Origin of the sequence: Campylobacter parajejuni, from assembly GCF_046764905.1 — a bacterium.
GTDB lineage: Bacteria > Campylobacterota > Campylobacteria > Campylobacterales > Campylobacteraceae > Campylobacter_D.
Genome location: NZ_JBKORB010000009.1, coordinates 20,826 through 40,144, shown reverse-complemented (window position 1 = coordinate 40,144; position 19,319 = coordinate 20,826). Strand labels below are relative to the sequence as shown.

21 protein-coding genes and 1 other RNA gene are annotated in these 19,319 nt (G+C 34.1%); 17 read left to right on the top strand and 5 right to left on the bottom strand.

Annotated features, from left to right (window positions below):
* Positions 1-112: 112 nt before the first annotated feature.
* From ACLL8X_RS08200 to ACLL8X_RS08175, 6 genes are all read left to right on the top strand, one after another.
* Entirely contained in the window at positions 113-853 is a 741-nt protein-coding gene (locus tag ACLL8X_RS08200) for a (Fe-S)-binding protein (RefSeq protein ID WP_411990441.1), read from the top strand.
* A complete protein-coding gene (locus ACLL8X_RS08195; RefSeq protein ID WP_411990440.1) occupies positions 850-2,289 on the top strand; it encodes a LutB/LldF family L-lactate oxidation iron-sulfur protein in 1,440 nt (479 codons plus the stop codon). Before ACLL8X_RS08200 ends, ACLL8X_RS08195 begins: the two co-directional genes overlap by 4 nt.
* A complete protein-coding gene (locus ACLL8X_RS08190; protein WP_411990439.1) occupies positions 2,282-2,938 on the top strand; it encodes a LutC/YkgG family protein in 657 nt (218 codons plus the stop codon). The genes ACLL8X_RS08195 and ACLL8X_RS08190 overlap by 8 nt, the downstream gene beginning before the upstream one ends.
* Positions 2,939-3,200: 262 nt before the next feature.
* Complete coding sequence (locus ACLL8X_RS08185) at positions 3,201-3,848, top strand: bacteriohemerythrin (protein ID WP_411990438.1); 648 nt, start codon at positions 3,201-3,203, stop codon at positions 3,846-3,848.
* 2 nt (positions 3,849-3,850) lie between these two features.
* Entirely contained in the window at positions 3,851-4,459 is a 609-nt protein-coding gene (locus tag ACLL8X_RS08180; protein WP_411990437.1) for a bacteriohemerythrin, read from the top strand.
* A 56-nt stretch (positions 4,460-4,515) separates the two neighbouring features.
* Positions 4,516-4,701 carry a hypothetical protein gene (locus ACLL8X_RS08175; RefSeq protein WP_411990436.1) on the top strand — a complete coding sequence of 62 codons (186 nt, stop codon included), beginning with the start codon at positions 4,516-4,518 and terminating at the stop codon, positions 4,699-4,701.
* Here the strand turns inward: ACLL8X_RS08175 and ACLL8X_RS08170 are convergent.
* From ACLL8X_RS08170 to mqnF, 3 genes are all read right to left on the bottom strand, one after another.
* The gene (locus ACLL8X_RS08170) at positions 4,698-5,729 is read right to left on the bottom strand and encodes a Cj0069 family protein (RefSeq protein ID WP_411990435.1); all 1,032 of its coding nucleotides are present in this window, start codon (positions 5,727-5,729) and stop codon (positions 4,698-4,700) included. The two genes, ACLL8X_RS08175 and ACLL8X_RS08170, sit on opposite strands and share 4 nt — an antisense overlap.
* 87 nt (positions 5,730-5,816) lie before the next feature.
* Positions 5,817-6,713 carry a signal peptide peptidase SppA gene (gene sppA, locus ACLL8X_RS08165; protein ID WP_411990434.1) on the bottom strand — a complete coding sequence of 299 codons (897 nt, stop codon included), beginning with the start codon at positions 6,711-6,713 and terminating at the stop codon, positions 5,817-5,819.
* On the bottom strand, positions 6,701-7,930 hold the full coding sequence (mqnF, locus tag ACLL8X_RS08160) for an aminofutalosine deaminase family hydrolase (RefSeq protein ID WP_411990433.1): 1,230 nt from the start codon (positions 7,928-7,930) through the stop codon (positions 6,701-6,703). The genes sppA and mqnF overlap by 13 nt, the downstream gene beginning before the upstream one ends.
* 91 nt (positions 7,931-8,021) lie before the next feature.
* On the opposite strand from mqnF, the gene aroQ reads away from it, so the two are divergent.
* The 11 genes from aroQ (at position 8,022) to mnmA (ending at position 17,019) form a co-directional block, all read left to right on the top strand.
* Positions 8,022-8,504, top strand: a complete 483-nt coding sequence (gene aroQ / locus ACLL8X_RS08155; RefSeq protein WP_411990432.1) for a type II 3-dehydroquinate dehydratase — start codon at positions 8,022-8,024, stop codon at positions 8,502-8,504.
* A complete protein-coding gene (folK, locus tag ACLL8X_RS08150; RefSeq protein ID WP_411990431.1) occupies positions 8,504-8,986 on the top strand; it encodes a 2-amino-4-hydroxy-6-hydroxymethyldihydropteridine diphosphokinase in 483 nt (160 codons plus the stop codon). Before aroQ ends, folK begins: the two co-directional genes overlap by 1 nt.
* On the top strand, positions 8,987-10,396 hold the full coding sequence (flhF, locus tag ACLL8X_RS08145) for a flagellar biosynthesis GTPase FlhF (RefSeq protein ID WP_411990430.1): 1,410 nt from the start codon (positions 8,987-8,989) through the stop codon (positions 10,394-10,396).
* Complete coding sequence (gene flhG, locus ACLL8X_RS08140) at positions 10,389-11,255, top strand: flagella biosynthesis ATPase FlhG (protein ID WP_411990429.1); 867 nt, start codon at positions 10,389-10,391, stop codon at positions 11,253-11,255. The genes flhF and flhG overlap by 8 nt, the downstream gene beginning before the upstream one ends.
* Before the next feature lie 18 nt (positions 11,256-11,273).
* Complete coding sequence (locus ACLL8X_RS08135) at positions 11,274-11,630, top strand: hypothetical protein (protein WP_411990428.1); 357 nt, start codon at positions 11,274-11,276, stop codon at positions 11,628-11,630.
* Positions 11,611-12,303: an RNA polymerase sigma factor FliA gene (locus ACLL8X_RS08130; RefSeq protein WP_411990427.1), complete on the top strand. Its 693-nt coding sequence runs from the start codon at positions 11,611-11,613 to the stop codon at positions 12,301-12,303. The genes ACLL8X_RS08135 and ACLL8X_RS08130 overlap by 20 nt, the downstream gene beginning before the upstream one ends.
* The gene (fliM, locus tag ACLL8X_RS08125; protein WP_411990426.1) at positions 12,303-13,382 is read left to right on the top strand and encodes a flagellar motor switch protein FliM; all 1,080 of its coding nucleotides are present in this window, start codon (positions 12,303-12,305) and stop codon (positions 13,380-13,382) included. The genes ACLL8X_RS08130 and fliM overlap by 1 nt, the downstream gene beginning before the upstream one ends.
* A complete protein-coding gene (fliY, locus tag ACLL8X_RS08120) occupies positions 13,379-14,218 on the top strand; it encodes a flagellar motor switch protein FliY (protein WP_411990425.1) in 840 nt (279 codons plus the stop codon). Before fliM ends, fliY begins: the two co-directional genes overlap by 4 nt.
* 21 nt (positions 14,219-14,239) lie before the next feature.
* Positions 14,240-15,199: a Cj0814 family flagellar-dependent secreted protein gene (locus ACLL8X_RS08115; protein ID WP_411990424.1), complete on the top strand. Its 960-nt coding sequence runs from the start codon at positions 14,240-14,242 to the stop codon at positions 15,197-15,199.
* 198 nt (positions 15,200-15,397) lie between these two features.
* Positions 15,398-16,003, top strand: coding sequence for an LOG family protein (locus ACLL8X_RS08110; protein ID WP_411990423.1), 606 nt, complete (start codon positions 15,398-15,400; stop codon positions 16,001-16,003).
* Positions 16,003-17,019 (top strand): tRNA 2-thiouridine(34) synthase MnmA, encoded by a 1,017-nt coding sequence (mnmA, locus tag ACLL8X_RS08105; protein WP_411990422.1) that lies wholly within the window; start codon positions 16,003-16,005, stop codon positions 17,017-17,019. The genes ACLL8X_RS08110 and mnmA overlap by 1 nt, the downstream gene beginning before the upstream one ends.
* 106 nt (positions 17,020-17,125) lie before the next feature.
* Here the strand turns inward: mnmA and ACLL8X_RS08100 are convergent, their stop codons facing one another.
* Together ACLL8X_RS08100 and ffs are read right to left on the bottom strand one after the other, a co-directional pair.
* The gene (locus ACLL8X_RS08100; protein WP_411990421.1) at positions 17,126-18,934 is read right to left on the bottom strand and encodes a DASS family sodium-coupled anion symporter; all 1,809 of its coding nucleotides are present in this window, start codon (positions 18,932-18,934) and stop codon (positions 17,126-17,128) included.
* 186 nt (positions 18,935-19,120) lie between these two features.
* An RNA gene (gene ffs / locus ACLL8X_RS08095) (signal recognition particle sRNA small type) lies at positions 19,121-19,218 on the bottom strand.
* Positions 19,219-19,319 lie beyond the last annotated feature (101 nt).

Below are 19,319 nucleotides of genomic sequence, written 5' to 3'. Positions count from 1 at the left end.
AATTTAAGCTTTATTTCAACAAATATTCATTTTTTGGATATTTGTTGCTAAATTTACCTTGCTTTTATTGTTACAAGATTAGAATATGTCTTAACTATCCTAAAAAGGAGAAATGATGGAAAAGGTATATTTTTACGCCACGTGCTTAGGAACTGCCGCTATGCAGCAAACTATTTTAAATGCAATTAAACTTTTAAGGCGCGAAGGCATTGAAGTAATTTTTAAAAAAAATCAAACCTGTTGCGCTCAACCTTCTTTTAACTCGGGCTATTTTAATGAAAGCCGCGAAATCGCTCTTTACAATGTAGATTTATTTGATAAAGATTATCCTATTGTTGTGCCGAGTGGTTCTTGTGCGGGAATGATGAGCCACGATTATGTAGAGCTTTTTAAAAATAGCCCTGAATTCTCTAAAGTAAAAGATTTTAGCTCTCGTGTCATAGAACTTTCTCAATATCTCAATGAAGTCTTAAATGTAACTTATGAGGATAAGGGTGAGCCTATCAAAGTAACTTGGCATTCAAATTGCCACGCTTTAAGGGTGCAAAAAAGCATACAAGCGAGTAAAAATCTTATTAAAAAACTAAAAAATGTAGAGCTAGTAGAACTTGAATATGAAGAAGAATGCTGTGGTTTTGGTGGAACTTTTTCGGTTAAAGAGCCTGAAATTTCTAATGCTATGGCAAAAAGCAAAATCAAAGACATACAAAATACAGGGGTAAAATATCTTATCAGTGGCGATGGGGGCTGTCTTTTAAATATAGATGGCACTATGAGAAGAATGGGCTTAGATATCAAAGGTTTGCATTTATATGACTTTTTACTCAAACGCTTAGAAGGAGAAAGACTATGAGTCAAAAAATTCCCCACGAACAAATCGTTAAAATTAAACTAAACGACAAGCAAATGCAAGAAAATTTAATGACCGCTATGCATACCCTGCAAAAAAACAGGCTTAATGTTATCGGTGCCAAATTTAAAGACTGGCAAGGCTTAAGAGCTAAAGCAAAACAAGCTAAAAATAATGCCTTAATGAGCCTAGAAGACAGACTTTTAGAATTTGAAGCTAATGCGAAGAAAAACGGAATGCAAGTGCATTGGGCAAGTAGCGATGAAGATGCTTGTGAAATTGTTTATGAAATTATGCAGGAAAAAAATATCACTAAGCTTTTAAAAGGTAAATCTATGGCAAGCGAAGAAATAGGCTTAAACCATTATCTAGAAAAAAAGGGTTTAAAGGCTGTAGAAACCGATTTAGGCGAACTTATCTTGCAACTTGATGGTGAGACGCCCGTGCATATAGTTGTCCCTGCTATCCATAGAAATCGCCACGAAATAGGCCAAATTTTTAAAGATAAACTAGACGCAAAGCTAGAAAATGATGAGCCTGAAAGCCTAAATGCCATAGCAAGAGAACATTTGAGAAAGGATTTTGAAGGTTTAAAACTTGGACTAAGTGGGGTAAATTTCGCTATGTCAAAAGAAGGAGCCTTTTGGCTTATAGAAAATGAAGGCAATGGCAGAATGTGTACCACCGCACCTGATATTCATATCGCTTTGTGTGGTATAGAAAAGGTTATGGAAAGCTTTGAAGATGCGGCAACTATGGTTTCACTACTCACTCCTTCAGCAACAGGACAATTCATCCCTACTTACAATAATATCATCACAGGTCCTAGAAAAAATGGGGATTTAGATGGACCTAAAGAAGTGCATGTGATTTTATTTGACCACAATCGCTCCAAAATGCTAGCTCACGAAGATTATTACGAAGCTTTGCGTTGTATAAGATGTGGAGCCTGTATGAATTTCTGTCCTGTTTATAATCAAATCGGCGGACACGCTTATCAAACTACTTATCCCGGACCCATTGGAGAAGTTATCAGTCCAAATATTTTTGGCATAGACCACACAGGGGATATTTTGAGTTTTTGTTCGCTTTGCGGACGTTGCTCTGAAGTTTGTCCTGTGCAAATTCCTTTAGCGGATTTGATTCGAAAATTAAGATGCAATAAAATAGGACAAGGAGAAAATCCCCCTGAAGGTGCGAAAAATTTAAGCAAAAATAGCCTTGAAGCCTTTGCGATGAAGGGCTTTAAAAATTTGGCTTTAAATGGCAAAAATTGGCGTTTTGCCCTTTCAAAGGGACATTATTTTAATTGGATGGTACAAAATTTCGCAGGAGTATTGCCTGTGATTAAAAAATGGCACACTTTTAAAGAATTACCTCAAATCAAAATGGATATTTATAAAGAAATCCAAAATTTAGAAGGAGTGGTCTATGAGTAAAATTGATGAAATTTCTAGCAAAAGTAAAGCAAATATTTTAGCTCATCTTAAAAACGCCCGCAAAGAAACGAATTTTACCCGCCTTGATAGCATTGACCCTATAGAACACATCCAAACTGCTGATGATATGTTAAGCGAAATGAAGCAAAAAATGAGCGATAATAAATATATCGTTGAAAATGCGACCAAAGAGACTTTAGAAGAAAAAATCAATGAAATCATCACAAAATATAATTTTAAAAAAATGCTTTATGGGACAAATTTGGATTTAAATTTAGACCAAATCAAGGCAGAAGAAAAAATTTGCTTTGATAAAGAGATAGAAAATTTAAGACACGAGGTCTTTCATAGTGATTTTTCTGTTATTCACGCAAGAGCAGGAATAAGCTCTCACGGCGTAGCTTTAGTGCCTTCTAGCAAGGAACAGCCTAGAATGCTTAGTCTCGCACCTAAGCTTTGCATAGTCTTGCTTAAAAAAGAAAATGTGGTAAAAAGTCTTAGCGAAGCTTTAAATTTGATTAAAAAAGAGAATGAAGTTTTACCGACGAATATTTTATTTATCGCTGGTCCTTCAAGAACTGCAGATATAGAGCTGATAACGGTTTTTGGCGTTCATGGACCACAGCTAGCACATATTATTATTTACTGATTCTAAATTTTTAGAATCAGTAAATTTAGTCTTGCTATACGAAATTTATCTCTCAATCTAAGTTTATTTTACCCTTAAATTTAATTCGTTAAAATTGAACTTAAGATGTGAGTTAATTACGAAAATTAAAATGTAAATTTACTATGATTTAGCACTATTTATATCTTATTTAAAAATATTAAATTTTTATTTTATTTTAAAATTAAAATGTGTAATATATCACTCATAATATGTATAAAACTTTTATTTGAAAGCAAAGATTTTGGATAAATTAATTCCTGTTTGGGATGAAAAATATAGTATCAATGATGAAAAAATAGACGCTCAGCATAAAAAACTTTTTGAACTTGCAGCAAAAATAGAAAATGCGGTTTATAAATTTGTTCAAAGAGATGAACTAAAAGAAATTTTAACAGAACTTTTTAACTATATGAAGGAGCATTTTAGCAACGAAGAAGACTATATGCAAGATATCCATTATCCTTATCTTAACGAACATAAAATTATGCATAAAAATATCATTCACGATATGTCGCATCTCATACAAAATATAAAAACCACCAATGACCTTAAAGAAAAGCTCTACACCATAATGTCAGAATGGCTTTTAGAGCATATCTTGCATCACGATGTAATGATAGGAAATTGGCTTTCGGAACAAATTTTAAACAAACAAGAAGAAGAGCTTGAAAAAATCAACGAAGAAATATCCTATGAAGACATTCCAGCAAACCCTGATATCAAACAAGCTAAACCTAAGGAATATGAATTTATTTATTCTTGTCCTTGCAGAACAAGTCATATACTTTCATACACAGAACATCTTGATATTCTTTGTCATAAAAAACAATTAAGATGTAAAAAATGCCAAAAAAATTTATTTTATGTTAAAAGTGAGCTAAAGGATTAAAAATGTTTCCAAAATGGGATGATAGCTATAGCGTTCATAATGCAAAAATAGACGAACAACACAAAAAACTTTTTGAACTTGCTGGCAAAGTAGAATTTATGTTTGATAAACCCGTTTATAAAGATGATGTAAAAGCTTTGTTGGCTGAATTTTTTAACTATATGAAAGACCATTTTAACGATGAAGAAAAATATATGAAGCTCATAGGATATCCGCAACTAGAAGAGCATAAAAAGATTCACAAAGAAATTATCCAATCCATGATAGACCTTATCAAAAATATCAAATCCACTAATGATTTAAAAGAAAAGCTTTATGTAGTTTCCAAAAAATGGCTTTTAGAACATATACTCTATGAAGATATGAAAGTTGAACAATACAGAAGGTCTTCTTTGGCGTCTGAAGATGATGGAGAAGTAAGCTTTGAAGAAGTTAAAGAAGAAAAAGACGACGAAAACGCAGTGTATCTTTATACTTGTGAATGTGTAGGGCAAATGCACGATGTGCCTTTTGGAATTCATCAAAAAATTCAACTCAAAGGTGTGAAATTTAAGTGCAAAAAATGCAAAGAACCTATACAATTTTATAAAAAATACTCAGAAAATTTTTGATTAACTATTTATGCGTTAAAATAATAAACCAAAGTGAAGTTTGAAAGAATAAAATGTTGGACAAAAAGATAAAGTATTTTATTTTGGATAAATTTGATTATTCTTATCCTATATTAACTAAAGATGTAAAATGTATATCTTGCAATAATCACTTCCCAATCGAATATGCTTCAAACCTAAAAACAATAGAAAAAGAATGTCCATTTTGCAATAATAAAATGGACATCAAGCTTAGAGATTAAGCCTTAGCTTTGCTTACTATATTAATGATATTTAAAGCCACTTCATCAGCAAGCTCTAAGTGAGAAGTAAAGCCCACACAAGAGCAGTTAATCTCGCCTAAAACATATTTATCATTGCCTTTTTCATCAGTATCTAGGATAAAATCAGCCGTCCAAATAAGCGGCAGGTCATAATTGCCTAATTTTTCTCTTACCTTAGGAAGTTCGCCCAAAAACATATCCACCAAATTTTTCCAATCTTCAGGCTTGTCGTAGCGGTATTTTGCCCCGCTAAATAGCGTAGCAGAAAAGGCATCAGCATCTTCAGCTGGTTTTTTATGCACCACATTTACAGGGGTATCATAAAGCATTAAAAGTCTAATTTCGCCTTCTTTAATGCGTGGTAAAAAGGTCATATCCACAAGCATACCATTATCGCCTATGATGTATTGCTCACAAAAATCCATAAATTCCCCAAGCTCTCTATGTTCTACATGATTATCCTTAGCTTCGGTGCATTTGATTTTGGTATTCAAAGGCAAAACATCGCCCTTTACATCGCCTTCTACGCTCACACGCCAAATTCCCTCTCCAGTAGAGCCACGATTTTGTTTTAAAACCCTTTCGCCTTTTGCCAAACTTTTTGGAAAATTTTCTTTAAAAGTTTTAATATCATAGTAGGCATAAGTATCACTTGGAACAAGGTCAGTGCCTGCTAACTTTGTAAGAGCGTCTTTAGCCCCATAACCTATCATCGCATCAGGATGGGGCATACCCACGAGCTTATCCGCACAAAGCTTTCTTAGCATATCAAAATACTCATTTTCTTCTTTAAGATTACCCGGATTAATACGCGAAACATAGCCATCACAATTTTCTTTTACATATTTATAAATTTCATCTTTTTTACCTACTTCAAAAAAAATCACCTCAGCATTCCAGCCCTTAGCTTTTAAAGCATTAACCATAGGCATAGTGTCTTTTCTATACCCATCTTCGCCCTTATCGCTTCCGCCTTTAACTTCAAAAAAAACAATATTTTTTTTCATCACTTACTCCTTGTTTAAGATATAAATAATTATTACATAAAAACATTACAAAAATTAAATAAAAAAATATTTATTTGTCTTAAAGCCCTATTTAGCACTTAAAAAATTCCCATTCGTTTCATAAAAAAACATAAGCAAACTCTTGCTTATAAAACTCATCGTCTGTCCTTCTAAGCGGTTAAGAAATTTATCAATCCTATCTTCTTCCTTCCAAACAGGATTTGAAAGCTTGGCAAGTTTTTCAAGCTCTTTTTTGGCATTTTCATAATTACTAAGCCCATCTATGAGCTTAAGTTCTTTAGCCTTAGCAGCCAAAAATACCCTAGCATTTGCCCATTGGTCTTTTTTCTCAGGGTCCAATGCCCTTTCTTTAGCCACAAAATCCACAAAAAGATTATAGCTTTGGTCGATTAAATCCTGCAAAAAATCCCTTTCTTTTTCGCTCCAAGCCCTTGTAAAAGTTCCCGCACTTTTAAATTCGCCCGCTTGAATGCTTTGCTCTTTAATGCCTAGCTTATCCGCTAATCCACTTAAATCCGCTCCTTGTGCAATTACTCCAATAGAACCTATAAAACTCGCTGGATTGGCTAAAATTTTATCCGCCCCAACTCCAGCTAAATAACTTCCACTTGCCATAGTCCCACCCGCATAGGCTATAACAGGCTTTTGCTCTTTTAAATCTTTAATGGCTAAAGCTAACTCCATACTAGGTGCAAAGGCTCCGCCGGGACTATCGATAAACAAAAGCACTCCTTTGATATTAGCATCATTTTTAGCGTTGATGATTTTTTCAAGCACCGAAGAACTATCAAAAATTTCTCCCCTTAAATCAATGCGTTCTAAATTCGCAAAAGCTGAAGTTGAATTTGAACTTGGTATTAAAATCCACACAATAATGAGCACTAAAACAAAGGTTTTAAAATAAGTATTGATGAATTTTATCCCACTTCCTAGAGCCTTAAAAAATGATTTTAAATTTTGCATTCTTTTCCTTTTATGAATATTGTTTTTACTTCTTTAGCGTTTAAAATAAACTGCAAAGGGGCTTGCTCTTTTTCACACTCGCCCAACTCAAATACACTAAAATCAGCTATTTTGCCTTTCTTTAGTTCTCCTAAATTTAAATCCAAAGCCTTTGCGGGATAAAGCGTTGCCATTTGCAAAAGCTTAGGAGCTAATTTTAACAAATCAAAATCCTTATGTATAAGCAAATTCGCACGCATTTCATCTAGTAAAGATAAAGAGATATTAGAACTTAGCCCATCCGTTCCTAAATGGATATTCAAGCCACTCTTTAAAGCCTTTTTCAAAGCCAAGCTTTTTTGACTTAAAAGGCGATTTGAAAAAGCACAATGCGTTATGGAGTGCAAATTCTTATCAAGCCACTCGTATTCTTTTAAATACACACAATGCGTAAAAAGCGTTCTTAAGCCCTTAAAAAGCTGGATAAAGTCTTTGGGGGTGTAAAGGGGCTTAGGATTTGGCGTAAAAGGACTAAGCCATTTTTTAAATCCACCTTTTGCAAAGCGTAGCCAAGCATTTTCAGCCTTACTTTCTAAAAAATGTGTGCTAAGCAATAAATGGTGTTTTTTGGCTAAATCCCGTGCAAAATGAGCCAATTTAGGATGAGTAGAATAAGGCGAATGAATTGAAATCGCAGGGATAAAAAAATCGTTTTTAATTTTTAAAGAATTTTCAAATCTTTTTAAAAATTCTTGTTTTTTATCTTCGATTTGATTTTCATTTGTGCCTAAAATTTCATTAAAAAATACTATACGCATACCCTTTTGACTTGCCTTAAAACAAGGATTTAAATCGCTTCCAAAACTTGAAATTTCACCTAAGGTTCCTATGCCACTTCTTTGCATTTTTTTAATGCTTTGAAGTATTAATTCTTCTTTAGCCTGAGCGTTTAAGATAGAACGGGTCCTAATAACGCTTCCAAGCCAAGTTAAAAACTCTCCAAAATGTAAGCTTGTAGAATTAGCACTGAATTCTAAATGCGTATGGGTATTGATAAAAGCAGGTAAAATAAGCGAATTTTTAGGCGTTTTTATGAGTTGGGCTTGGGGGTATTTTTTTCTTAATTTTTCAACTTCGCCTAATTCTAAAATCGTATCTTCAAAAACAAAGGCTTGATTTTCTAGTATGGTAAAATCTTCATCGCATAAAAAGAGATATTTCGCACAAATGATAAACACTATTTTCCTTTCAAAAATGCTTATTGTAGCAAAAATTTATTTTTAAAATGTTATAATAAAAGGTTAAAAATAAATTTTTAAGGCTAAATCAATGAAAATAATGATTATCCAAGGTCCAAATGTAAATATGCTAGGTATTAGAGAAGTGGGGATTTACGGAGCGATGAAGATGGAAGAAATTCACGAGCAAATGAAACTTGCCGCATCGCAGAACAATGTAGAGCTTGACTTTTTCCAAAGCAATTTTGAAGGTGAAATTGTAGATAAAATTCAAGAATGCCTTGGAACGGTCGATGGGATTGTTATCAACGCAGCAGGCTATACTCATACTTCAGTGGCTATTCGCGATGCTATTGCAGCAGTGGCTTTGCCTACGATTGAAGTGCATATTAGCAATGTTTATCGCAGAGAAGAATTTCGTCAAAAATCTCTCATAGCTCCTGTATGTTCTGGGAGTATTGTAGGTTTTGGTCCTTTTGGTTATCACTTAGCCTTAATGGGCGTGATTCAAATTTGTGAGCAAATGAAGAATTTGCGTGCAATGCAGCAAACTCAACAAACAAATCAACAATAATGCTAAAAATTCAAGGAGCAAGACGCTTTGAAAAAAGTCGTTTTTTTCCTTTTTTTAGCCAAAAAACAAGTTCTTTTAAATATTTAGCTCTCATAGGTTTAGGAAGCAATATAAAGCCTGAAAAGAAGAGATTTGATGTGCTTTTTCGCACAATGATGGACGATAAAAGATTTAAAATTTTATCCACATCGGCTATGTTAATCAATGAAGCCTTTGGTTTTAAAGAACAAAAAGATTTTACTAATGCTGTTATGCTAATACAAACTAATTTGCATGCAAGAGCGCTTTTGAAAGTTTTGCTTTATTATGAGCTTAAATTTAAACGCAAAAGAACTTTCAAAAACGCTCCTAGAACGCTTGATTTGGACCTTTTGTATTTTTCACAAAAAGTCAAGCGTGATAAGTGGTGTGAGGTGCCTCATAGGGGGGCTGAAGAAAGAGTGAGTGTAATTTTGCCTTTAGGCACGATACAAGGAATATAAATGGGACAACTTATACATACTTTTACCGTTGAAGATACAGACCAAATTATACCTAAGGCAAAAGAAGATTACGGGGATGAAGCCTTAATCATCACACAAAAACAAATTCGTCCAAAAACCCTAACCCACAACGCACTTTATGAAGTTGTCGTAGCCATAGAAGAAAAGGATTATGAAGAGCATTTAAAAAAACAAGGCAAAGCTATGCCTAAAAAAATTCCACCCAAAGCCACTCCTCCTATGGAAGAAAAAATCAAAATGCCCCAAGAAGATGAAGGCGTGGTCTTAGACTTTTCTAATACCCGCTTAAATGCGAATTTAGCTTCCCAAAAAGGCTCTGCAAAAAACAATTACCAAGATTTTCCACAAAAGAAAATCAACCCCCATCAAACTTTTGATGATTTCAAAGAAAAGCTTAGTGAAGTGAGTAATGAAATTTCTAAGGTTACCAATACACCTTTAGAAAATTACACCCCTGCTCCAAGTTATAACAAAAAAATAGAAAATTTTGAAAAGCAAATCAACAAGCTCAATGACAAAATAGACCTTTTAGCCGATATGATGTGGGATGATAAAGCTGAAGCTAGAAAAAATCTTATCATACCCCCTGAATTTGCTAGCATTTATAAACAAGCCAAAGAAAGCGGGATGCTTGAAAATCACCTAGAAGCGATTATGAAAGCAACTATTGAAAATATGCCAGCTACTATGAAAACCAACAAGGACGCCGTGCAAAGATATTTTCACTCACTTTTAAGAAATATCTTGCCTTGTCGCGTTGAAAACGAGCTTAAAAAACAAAAAATTATGATGCTAGTAGGTCCAACAGGAGTAGGAAAAACAACAACCCTAGCCAAATTAGCCTTTCGTTATGCTTACGGCGATAAGCGTTATAAAACGGGTATTATCACCCTAGATACTTACCGCATTGGTGCTGTGGAGCAGCTTTTTCAGTATGCAAAAATGATGAAACTTCCTATCATCGATAGCATAGAACCAAAGGATTTAGATGAAGCGATAAAAAGCTTAAATAATTGCGAAGTGATTTTAGTCGATACCATAGGAAATTCCCAATACGATAAAAATAAACTGGCTAAAACTAAGGAATTTTTAATGCACTCCAATGCAGAAATTGATGTAAATTTGGTTATTTCTGCAAATACCAAACACGAAGATTTAATGGAAATTTATAAAAATTTTTCATTCTTAAATATCGACACTCTCATCATCACTAAATTTGATGAAACTAAAGTTTTTGGAAATATTTTTTCACTCATCTACGAAACAAATATCCCACTAAGCTTTTTTTCCACAGGACAAGAAGTGCCTGATGATTTAGAAGTAGCCAATAGTGATTTTCTAGTTCATTGTATTTTAGAAGGCTTTAACAAAGGAAAAAATAATGAATAACCAAGCAAACAAACTTCACAATCTTATGAGTCAAAACGGAAGCAAAAAATCTCAAAATACCCATTTTATAGCCATCACAAGCGGAAAGGGTGGAGTGGGTAAAAGCACTATTAGTGCGAATTTAGCCAATGTTTTAGCAGGCAATGGCTACAAGGTGGGGCTTTTTGATGCCGATATAGGCTTGGCAAATTTAGATGTGATTTTAAATGTTCGCATACAAAAAAATCTCTTGCATGTTTTGCGTGGGGAATGTTCCTTAGAAGATATTTTAATAGAAGTTAAGCCCAATTTATGGCTTATTCCCGGAGAAAGTGGGGATGAAATTTTAAAATACAACGATAAAAATATTTATGAGAGATTTTTAAATCAAGCAAGTATTTTAGATGAGCTTGACTTTCTTATTATCGATACAGGAGCGGGTATAGGGGGTAATATTTTAAATTTCTTAGAAATGGCTGATGAAGTTGTTGTTGTAACCGTGCCTGACCCTGCAGCGATTACAGACGCCTATGCAACCATAAAAACAAGCTCTAAGACCAAAGAAAATTTACTCATGCTTTTTAATGTTGTAAAAAATGAAAATGAAGCCTTAAAAGTTTTTGAAAATATCAAAAAAGTAGCCGATGCCAATATCAAAAATCCTTTGAATTTAGAATTCTTAGGTCATTTAAGTGCTTCTAAAGATGTAAGTGGCAGTATTAAAAAAAGAACTTTATTTAGCGATGAAAATACAAGCTCAAGCGATGAGCTTAAAGCCCTAGCTTCCAAGCTTTTATATAGGTTGGAACGGAAAGTGCTTGATAATGTTTCAAATCGTAGTTTTTCAAGTTTTTTTAGAAAAATTATTGAAAGATTTTAGCAATAAAGAGAAGAGATTATGAGGCCAGAAAATTATGTAGCATTTTTTACCGTTTGTGGATTTTTTATAGGACTTGCCTTTAGCATTGTAAGCATAGATGAAGCTTTTGATATATTGATTTTTACTTGTTTTATTACCTTTATGTTTTATGTTTTTGTTCATATTGCTATTATGAATTTCATTGATGTAAAGAAAATTAGTGGTAGAATCTTTAACAAACACGATTATGAAAAAACCAGCAATAATATTATCAATGATTTGGTTATTCGTGAAAAGAAAATGGATATAATTTTAGAAAAGCTCAATGAAGAAAGAGAAGAGCTAAAGAAAAACGAATCCAAAGAAAGACGAAGAAATGTTAAAAGAGCCGCCTAAAGCCTACGCACAAATGCTCAAAAAAGAGCAAGATGAACTTGTGCTTTCTTATATGCCAGCCTTGCGAGCTATGGCGTTTAGGTTAAAGGAGCGTTTGCCCCCTAGTATTGATGTGAATGATTTAATCAGCGTGGGTATTGAAGAAATGATTAAGCTTTCACGCCGTTATGATAAGGAGCTAAATGATAGCTTTTGGGGTTTTGCTAGAAAAAGAGTTAATGGCTCAATGCTTGATTATTTAAGAAGCTTAGATGTGATGAGCCGTAACAATCGCAAAATCATTAAAGATATTGATGCGATTATGGATGAGTATTTTTTAGAACACGAAGAAGAGCCTGATGATGAATATTTAGCAAAAAAATTAGACTTAGATATAGAAAAAATCAAAGAAGTAAGAACAGCCCACGCCATTACCTACACCCTACCTATTGATGAGCAATTAGAGCTTTATAGCGAAGATAATACCCTAGAAAAAATTGAAAAAGAAGAGCTTTTAGAAAAAATCCACGAAGTATTAGATGAGCTGAAAGAACGCGACCAACTCATCGTTCAGCTTTATTATTATGAAGAATTAAGCTTGAAAGAAATCAGCGAAATTTTAGAAATCAGCGAAAGCAGAATTTCTCAAATTCACAAAAAACTTCTTAAAAAACTTAGAGAAAGGCTAGTGTAATGGCAGAGATACTTTCCCAAGAAGAAATTGATGCTCTACTTGAAGTTGTCGATGATAATACCGACACGCCCTTAGCCTCAAATGCAAAAGACGAAAAAGATGAAAGAAATATAGTCGTTTATGATTTTAAGCGTCCAAATAGGGTCTCAAAAGAACAGCTTCGCACCATTAAGGGCATACACGATAAATTAGCCAGAAACTTAGCTTCTCAAATTTCTTCTATGATGAGAAGTATAGTTGAAACCAAGCTGCATTCAGTTGATCAAATGACTTATGGGGAATTTTTAATGTCTTTACCCAGTCCAACAAGCTTCAATGTCTTTTCTATCAAGCCCTTAGATGGAAACTGCGTTTTAGAGATTAATCCAAGTATAGCCTTTCCTATGATAGATAGGCTTTTAGGGGGGCAAGGCGATAGCTATGAGGCTAGTAGAGAGCTTACGGACATTGAGCTTAATTTGCTTGATAGCATTTTGCGTATCATTATGCAAAGGCTTAAAGAAAGCTGGGCAACTGTAACTGAAATTTATCCTAGCATTGAAGCTAAAGAATCAAGTCCCAATGTCGTGCAAATCGTATCACAAAATGAAATCGTCATTATGGTGGTGATGGAAATCATCATAGGAAATTCAAGCGGTATGGTTAATATCTGCTATCCTGTGGTGCATTTAGAAAGTATATTAAGCCGTTTGGCAAACCGCGATATAATGATGGGCGAGACCTCAGCTAAAAAATCGCGTAATAAAGAGCTTAAAACCCTAATCGGTCGTGCTGAAGTGGTTTATGAAGCGATTTTAGGTAAAACCTTAATCAATGTTCATGAATTTTTAGAGCTTAAACAAGGCGATATTTTACGCCTTGATAGGGAAGCCGATGATAAAGCCATAGTGAGCATAGATAAAAAAGATGTTTTCTTAGCACAAATTGGCTTACATCGCTTTAGAAAATCTATTAAAATTTTAGAACTCATACGCACAGATAAAGATGAGATTAAAGAAATCTTAGAAAAATACGAAGAAGAACGAAAAGCCAAAGCTAGTGTTTATGATGAGCCTGAAGAGGAGGATGATGAAATATGATGAATGATTTTTTAAAAATGTTTGTAAATGAATGCGTTAGCACCATAGAGGGTTTAACGGGCAAGAGTGCTGAATTTAGCGAATATAAAGAATTTGATGTGGGTGCCAGTGATACCCTAAAAGCACCCTTAGTCTATGCTGTTTTCAATATAGCAAGCGGGGGAAAGATGGGAATTTTAGCTGGTGCTGTTTTGATGAGTGCTATTGGCGAATGGATGATGGGCGAAGAAGAGCTTAGCAAAAACGACACCCTAAATGAAGATGAAATGGACGCTGCTAAAGAAGCGATTCAAAATATCATTTCAGCATTTTCTACAACTTTAGGCGCTCAAAAAGATATTCCAAAAATGGAATTTAGTATAGAAACTTGTGAATTTGTGCCTGAAAGTGTTGATTTTAAAGATTTTAAAAAATTATTTTTATATGATGTAAAAATAGCTGATTTAGAAGAGCAAGTTTCTTTAGCTATGGACCAAACACTCTATAATATCTTAAGCGGCAAAATTAGTGAAGCAGGCGATACTAGTGCTTCTAGCCAAAATGCCGAAGAAAAAGCAATAATGCTTAGTGAAGAGCTTAAAAATATAGGTCTTATTATGGATGTGCGTTTGCCCGTGCGTGTGCGTATAGGCAATAAAAAAATGCTTTTAAAAGATGTTTTAACTATGGATATAGGCTCAGTTGTGGAGCTAAATCAACTCGCAAATGACCCCTTAGAAATTCTCATAGGCGATAAGAGAATAGCTTATGGAGAAGTGGTTATCGTAGATGGTAACTTTGGGGTGCAAATCACAGAAATCGGCTCTAAAAAAGAAAGATTGGAGCAATTAAGATAAAAGCCCTATCAAGGAGAAAGTATGTTAAATATTAATTTAGCTTCTGCTAATTCTTTTGCAAATTTTAATGTGAATATCAAAAATAATTTTTTAAATTCAAATACTTCAAATAACAAGGCTCAAAATTTACAAGATACGAAGGAAAATTCCAAAACAAATGATAAAATCTTAGGCTACTCAGTAGATAAAGATGGCTATTTCACAAGTGATTTTAATGAGGCGGCTGGGATACCAAAGGATTATAAAATCCACTCAAGCACTATGGAAAGTTTAGTAAGAGTATCGACAAATGAAAAAGACCCCTTTAGAGCCTTTAAAAGCATAGATATAGCCAAGACTGCGGGAAATGCTTATAAAATTTTAAGTCAAGTTGTGGGCGAAGATGTGCTAAATTCTAAGGATAGCTTTAGCTTAGAAGAGTTAGCCAACTTCCCACAAGGCTATGAATTCAATCGCCAAAGTATGCAAGTAACAAAAATTTATAATTCCAAGAAAGACTATTTAGAAGGTGAATTGAGTTTTGATTATAAAAACACAACGGATGCAATAATAGACAAATTGTTTTTCAATACTAGCAATATTTTTAATAATAACAATGGTGGCAAAGAAAATGCTTATTCGAGCGTATTTTTTGACACCACTCCAAGCAAATACACAAACAAAGACGGCACGATTAGCAAAGGTGGACTCTTAGTAGCCATCATAAATGAAAATATCTATACTAGAGAGGGCGAAGCTACTATAATGGGTAAGAGTGAAGGCTTTGATAAGACTATGGATGCCAAAGAAGTAGCAAAAGCGTGGCATGATGCGAATTTTAATCTAAAACTTGATAAAAATACTATTGTTGAAGGTGCGGGCATTGTTAATGTAAATGATGAAAATATAGAATTCACACCTTTAATCGAGCTAATGAGAAAAAATCAAAAAGAATTAATAGAATATTTAAACAAGAGAAAAAAAGTTGATATTATCGTATAGCAAAGAGAATTCATATAAGGGTTTAAACAGGGCTAAAGCAAATTTATCCATCATCACAAGATTTGACCTTCCGTCATTGCAAGTAAAACGAAGTAAGCTATACTAAAAATATAAAGCTGTGAAATTTGAATTTTTAATACAAAGCTTATTATGAATTTTTGGTTAGAATAGCTTGTTTAAAAATTTTTAAGGCAAAAGATGAAAACAAAAATAAGCAAAGATTTGGAAAAATTTGCTAATATACCCAATTTTAAAAATCCCGTAACCTTCTTTGGTTCAGCAAGACTCAAAGAAGATAGTTTTTATTATCAACAAGCTAAAATTTTGGCACAAAAATGCGTTCAAAATGGCTTTTGTGTGGTAAGCGGTGGGGGTGGTGGCATTATGCGTGCAGCCAATGAAGGTGCTTTTTCACAAAAAAATGATACAAATTTAATGAGTTCTGTGGGTTTAAATATCTTCTTACCCTTTGAACAAAAACTCAATGATTTTGTGGAATACAGCATTACTTTTGAGAGCTTAGCCATTCGCAAAATGGCTCTTATTGAAAAGAGTCTTGCTTTTGTGATTTTCCCAGGCGGCTTTGGAACACTAGATGAGTTGTGTGAAATTCTCACGCTTAAGCAACTTGAATTTAAAAAAGGCGTTCCTATTATTTTGTTTGGGAGTGAATTTTGGCGAGGCTTTGATGAGTTCGTTAGAAATTCTCTGCTTAAACTTGAAGTTATTTCCAAAGGCGATGAGTTAAAGTATGAAATCACTGACGACTTGGATTTTATAGTCAATACTTTAAAGGAAATTTAATGAAAATTCTAGTCGCTATGAGTGGCGGTGTCGATAGCACGGTTACCGCTTACAAACTTAAAAACGCAGGACACGAAGTTATAGGTTGCTATATGAAACTGCACGGCAAAGCTAATTATCACGAAGAAAATATCAAAAAAGTAGAAAAGGTAGCGAATTTTTTACAAATTCCTTATCATATTTTAGACTTGCAAGAAGATTTTAAAAATAGGGTCTATATGCCCTTTGTGGATACTTATAAAGAGGGCAAAACGCCTAATCCTTGTGCTTTATGTAACCGCTTTATCAAACTTGGAAAACTTTTAGAATTTGCAAAAAGCTTAGGTTGTGAAAAACTTGCTACGGGGCATTATGCAAGGCTTGAGGAGGGTTGTATCAAAACAGCTTTTGATGAGAGCAAAGACCAAAGCTATTTTCTAGCCAGTGCCGAAAAAGAAGCTCTAAAATATCTCATCTTCCCGCTTGGCGAGATGAAAAAAGAAGCCGTAAAAGCCTTTGCTTCTACTATCGAGCCTTTAAAAACCTTTGCCACCCAAAAAGAAAGTGCTGAAATTTGCTTTGTTGAGGATACTTATGTGCAAGTTTTAGAGCAGTTTATGGATACAAAAATTCCGGGCGAAGTGCTAAATAGTAGTGGAAAAGTCGTGGGCAAACACGAAGGCTATATGCACTATACCATAGGCAAAAGACGGGGGTTTGAAGTAAGGGGCGCTCATGAACCTCATTTTGTTTTAAAAATCGATGCTAAACAAAATCAAATTGTAGTTGGCACTAAAGAAGAGTTAAAAACTAGCGAATTTAAGCTAAATAATATCAATCTTTTCATCGATGCCAAAGAGCTTGATTGCGAAGTGAAAATCCGCTACCGCTCCAAATCCACACCTTGCAAGGTAGAAATCTATGAGAATAATAGTGCAAAAATCAAGCTAAAAGACCCTGTTTATGGACTTGCTAGCGGACAAATGGCAGTATTTTACGATAAGGATAAGGTCATAGCCAGTGGCTTTATAGAGTGATAAATCAAATTCTATCACTCTATAAAGAATTATATATGTTGCTTAAACTTTGCTTTGAAAAATTGCAAGTTTTACTTCATCGCTACCGCACTTCATCAAACCCTACTCAATAAAATCCTAGAATTTTCCACCAAATAAGTCCTACGGCTATCATCACTCCTATATCCACAATAGAAATGATAAACCCTACACTCCACCATTTTTTAAGGCTCACATAACCCGTGCCAAAAATAACCGGGGCCGTTCCTGTTGCATAATGCGTCAAAGCCATCATCACATTACCCGATGCTATCATAATCAAAGCATAAAGAAGCGGTGGAGCACCCAAAGCCAATCCTGCACTATAAAACACAAAAAACATAGCTGAGATATGAGCTGTAGTGGATGCGAAAAAATAATGCGTATATAAAAAAGCAAGACTTAAAAATATCATAATAGAAATTTCTCCAAGTCCCATAGCAGAAGCAAATCCACCCAAAGCTTCAGCTAAAAACTGAGTAACACCGAGCTTTCCAAGCAAAGTCGCCATCATAACAAGAGCAGAAAACCATACTAAGGTATTCCAAGCGGCCTTTTCCGCTAAAACTTCCCCGAAAGTTAAAACACCGCTGATTAACACCAAAGACAGCCCAAGCAAAGCCACACTAGTCGCATCAAGAGAAATTCCAAAAAATAAGCCCAACGCCCCTGCCCATAAAAGCAAAAGTAAAACAAAAACGCCAAGCATAATCTTTTCATTATTTTTCATTTTTCCCAATTCTTTTAATTTATCTTTAGCAAAGCTTGAAGCATTAGGAGTAGATTTAATCTCTGGTGGAGAAAGAAAATAAAGCACCAAAGGCATCAAAAGCATAGCAGCAATGCCGGGCAAAAACATACCCAAAGCCCATTGCCCCCAAGTTAAATGCACCTCTAAATTTGTAGCTTGTGCTATAAGGTCAACCACTAAAGGATTTGGAGCAGTAGCTGTGATGAACATAGCCGATGAGATGGGATTGGCTTGATAATTAACCAAAGAAAGATAAGTGCCTATTTTATTTTGTGTTCCATCTTCAGGAGTGGATTTAAAACTCCTTGCAATCGCTTGAACTATGGGATTTATGATAGCTCCTGCTCTTGCGGTATTTGAAGGAGTAACAGGAGCTAAAATAGTTTCACAAAATGCGATAGAATAAGCAATCCCCAAAGTTTTTTTACCAAAAATACTGATAAAATAATAAGCCAAACGCTCCCCAAGTCCTGTTTTAATCACTCCGCGTGCTACGATAATGGAAATAACTATAAGCCAAATCAAAGAATTAGAAAAACCACTTAAAGCGTCTTTTATGCCTGTTTTGGACTTTAAATTGGATATGGCAGTATTTACTTTTTCATCTATGCTTTTTTGAGATAAAAATTCAAGTGCTAAGGTATTTAAAGCTGAAATTTTAGCCCCATCAACGACTTGTTGTGTGGAAATTTTTGAAGTAGCTTTGGTGTAAAGTTTGCTTAAATTTTCAAGCTGATAATTTACATCTGTGCCTGATTTTAGAATTTCATCGACTTTTGCCTTTAAATTTTTGTTTAAATTTGCATTGATTAAAGCTTGTAAAGTAGCAGTTTCGACCGCTTTATCCATTGCGGTTTTATAAACACTGGAATTATCTTTTAAAACAATTCCTTCAAGGGTTTTTATGTGCGTAGCACGCACGGAACTTTGCGTCGTTGTAATCCCACTAAGAGCCACTATGGCAACGGCTATCATACAAACGGCACCCAAAGGCATTACCTGCAAAATCACCGCCATAATTACAGCGATAAAAAGTCCTAAAAAATGCCAAGAATTATCTTCCAAACCCGTAGGCGTAGGTATAATCCAAAATACAGCTGCAATCAAAACACACAGCACTAACAAAGGAATTTTCTTTTTATCCATTGCTTATCCTTTAATTTACTAAAATTATTTTTAATACTTAAATTCTAATTAAGTAAATATTTAATAAATCTTAAAATTATAATTTTTAAAGTAATTTTTAATTTATTGTTTCAAATTTACATAATTTTTAGTCTTTAAAAACAAGGTTTGGAAAAATTAAAAACAGAGAAAACAAGTGAGAAAAACCCTTTCCCAGATGACTGCGGCACACGCTAAATTTAAGTGCTCTGCTGTGTTCCCACCCTGAAGCGATGTTTAAAAATAACATTGCACAGGTCTAAGAAAAGGCTTGGTATTATAGCATATTACACTTAAAAAGTCTTAAATTATAAAAAATAATACAAAAAGGACGATATGGGTAAAATCTTATGTTTTTTGTATGTAA

Excerpts from the sequence above, each read along its gene's own strand:
- ACLL8X_RS08200 (WP_411990441.1), top strand. The coding sequence starts at position 113 with ATGATGGAAAAGGTATATTTTTACGCCACGTGCTTAGGAACTGCCGCT.
- ACLL8X_RS08195 (WP_411990440.1), top strand. The coding sequence starts at position 850 with ATGAGTCAAAAAATTCCCCACGAACAAATCGTTAAAATTAAACTAAAC.
- ACLL8X_RS08190 (WP_411990439.1), top strand. The coding sequence starts at position 2,282 with ATGAGTAAAATTGATGAAATTTCTAGCAAAAGTAAAGCAAATATTTTA.
- ACLL8X_RS08180 (WP_411990437.1), top strand. The coding sequence starts at position 3,851 with ATGTTTCCAAAATGGGATGATAGCTATAGCGTTCATAATGCAAAAATA.
- ACLL8X_RS08170 (WP_411990435.1), bottom strand. The coding sequence starts at position 5,729 with ATGAAAAAAAATATTGTTTTTTTTGAAGTTAAAGGCGGAAGCGATAAG.
- sppA (WP_411990434.1), bottom strand. The coding sequence starts at position 6,713 with ATGCAAAATTTAAAATCATTTTTTAAGGCTCTAGGAAGTGGGATAAAA.
- aroQ (WP_411990432.1), top strand. The coding sequence starts at position 8,022 with ATGAAAATAATGATTATCCAAGGTCCAAATGTAAATATGCTAGGTATT.
- folK (WP_411990431.1), top strand. The coding sequence starts at position 8,504 with ATGCTAAAAATTCAAGGAGCAAGACGCTTTGAAAAAAGTCGTTTTTTT.
- flhF (WP_411990430.1), top strand. The coding sequence starts at position 8,987 with ATGGGACAACTTATACATACTTTTACCGTTGAAGATACAGACCAAATT.
- flhG (WP_411990429.1), top strand. The coding sequence starts at position 10,389 with ATGAATAACCAAGCAAACAAACTTCACAATCTTATGAGTCAAAACGGA.
- ACLL8X_RS08135 (WP_411990428.1), top strand. The coding sequence starts at position 11,274 with ATGAGGCCAGAAAATTATGTAGCATTTTTTACCGTTTGTGGATTTTTT.
- ACLL8X_RS08130 (WP_411990427.1), top strand. The coding sequence starts at position 11,611 with ATGTTAAAAGAGCCGCCTAAAGCCTACGCACAAATGCTCAAAAAAGAG.
- fliM (WP_411990426.1), top strand. The coding sequence starts at position 12,303 with ATGGCAGAGATACTTTCCCAAGAAGAAATTGATGCTCTACTTGAAGTT.
- fliY (WP_411990425.1), top strand. The coding sequence starts at position 13,379 with ATGATGAATGATTTTTTAAAAATGTTTGTAAATGAATGCGTTAGCACC.
- ACLL8X_RS08115 (WP_411990424.1), top strand. The coding sequence starts at position 14,240 with ATGTTAAATATTAATTTAGCTTCTGCTAATTCTTTTGCAAATTTTAAT.
- ACLL8X_RS08110 (WP_411990423.1), top strand. The coding sequence starts at position 15,398 with ATGAAAACAAAAATAAGCAAAGATTTGGAAAAATTTGCTAATATACCC.
- mnmA (WP_411990422.1), top strand. The coding sequence starts at position 16,003 with ATGAAAATTCTAGTCGCTATGAGTGGCGGTGTCGATAGCACGGTTACC.
- ACLL8X_RS08100 (WP_411990421.1), bottom strand. The coding sequence starts at position 18,934 with ATGGATAAAAAGAAAATTCCTTTGTTAGTGCTGTGTGTTTTGATTGCA.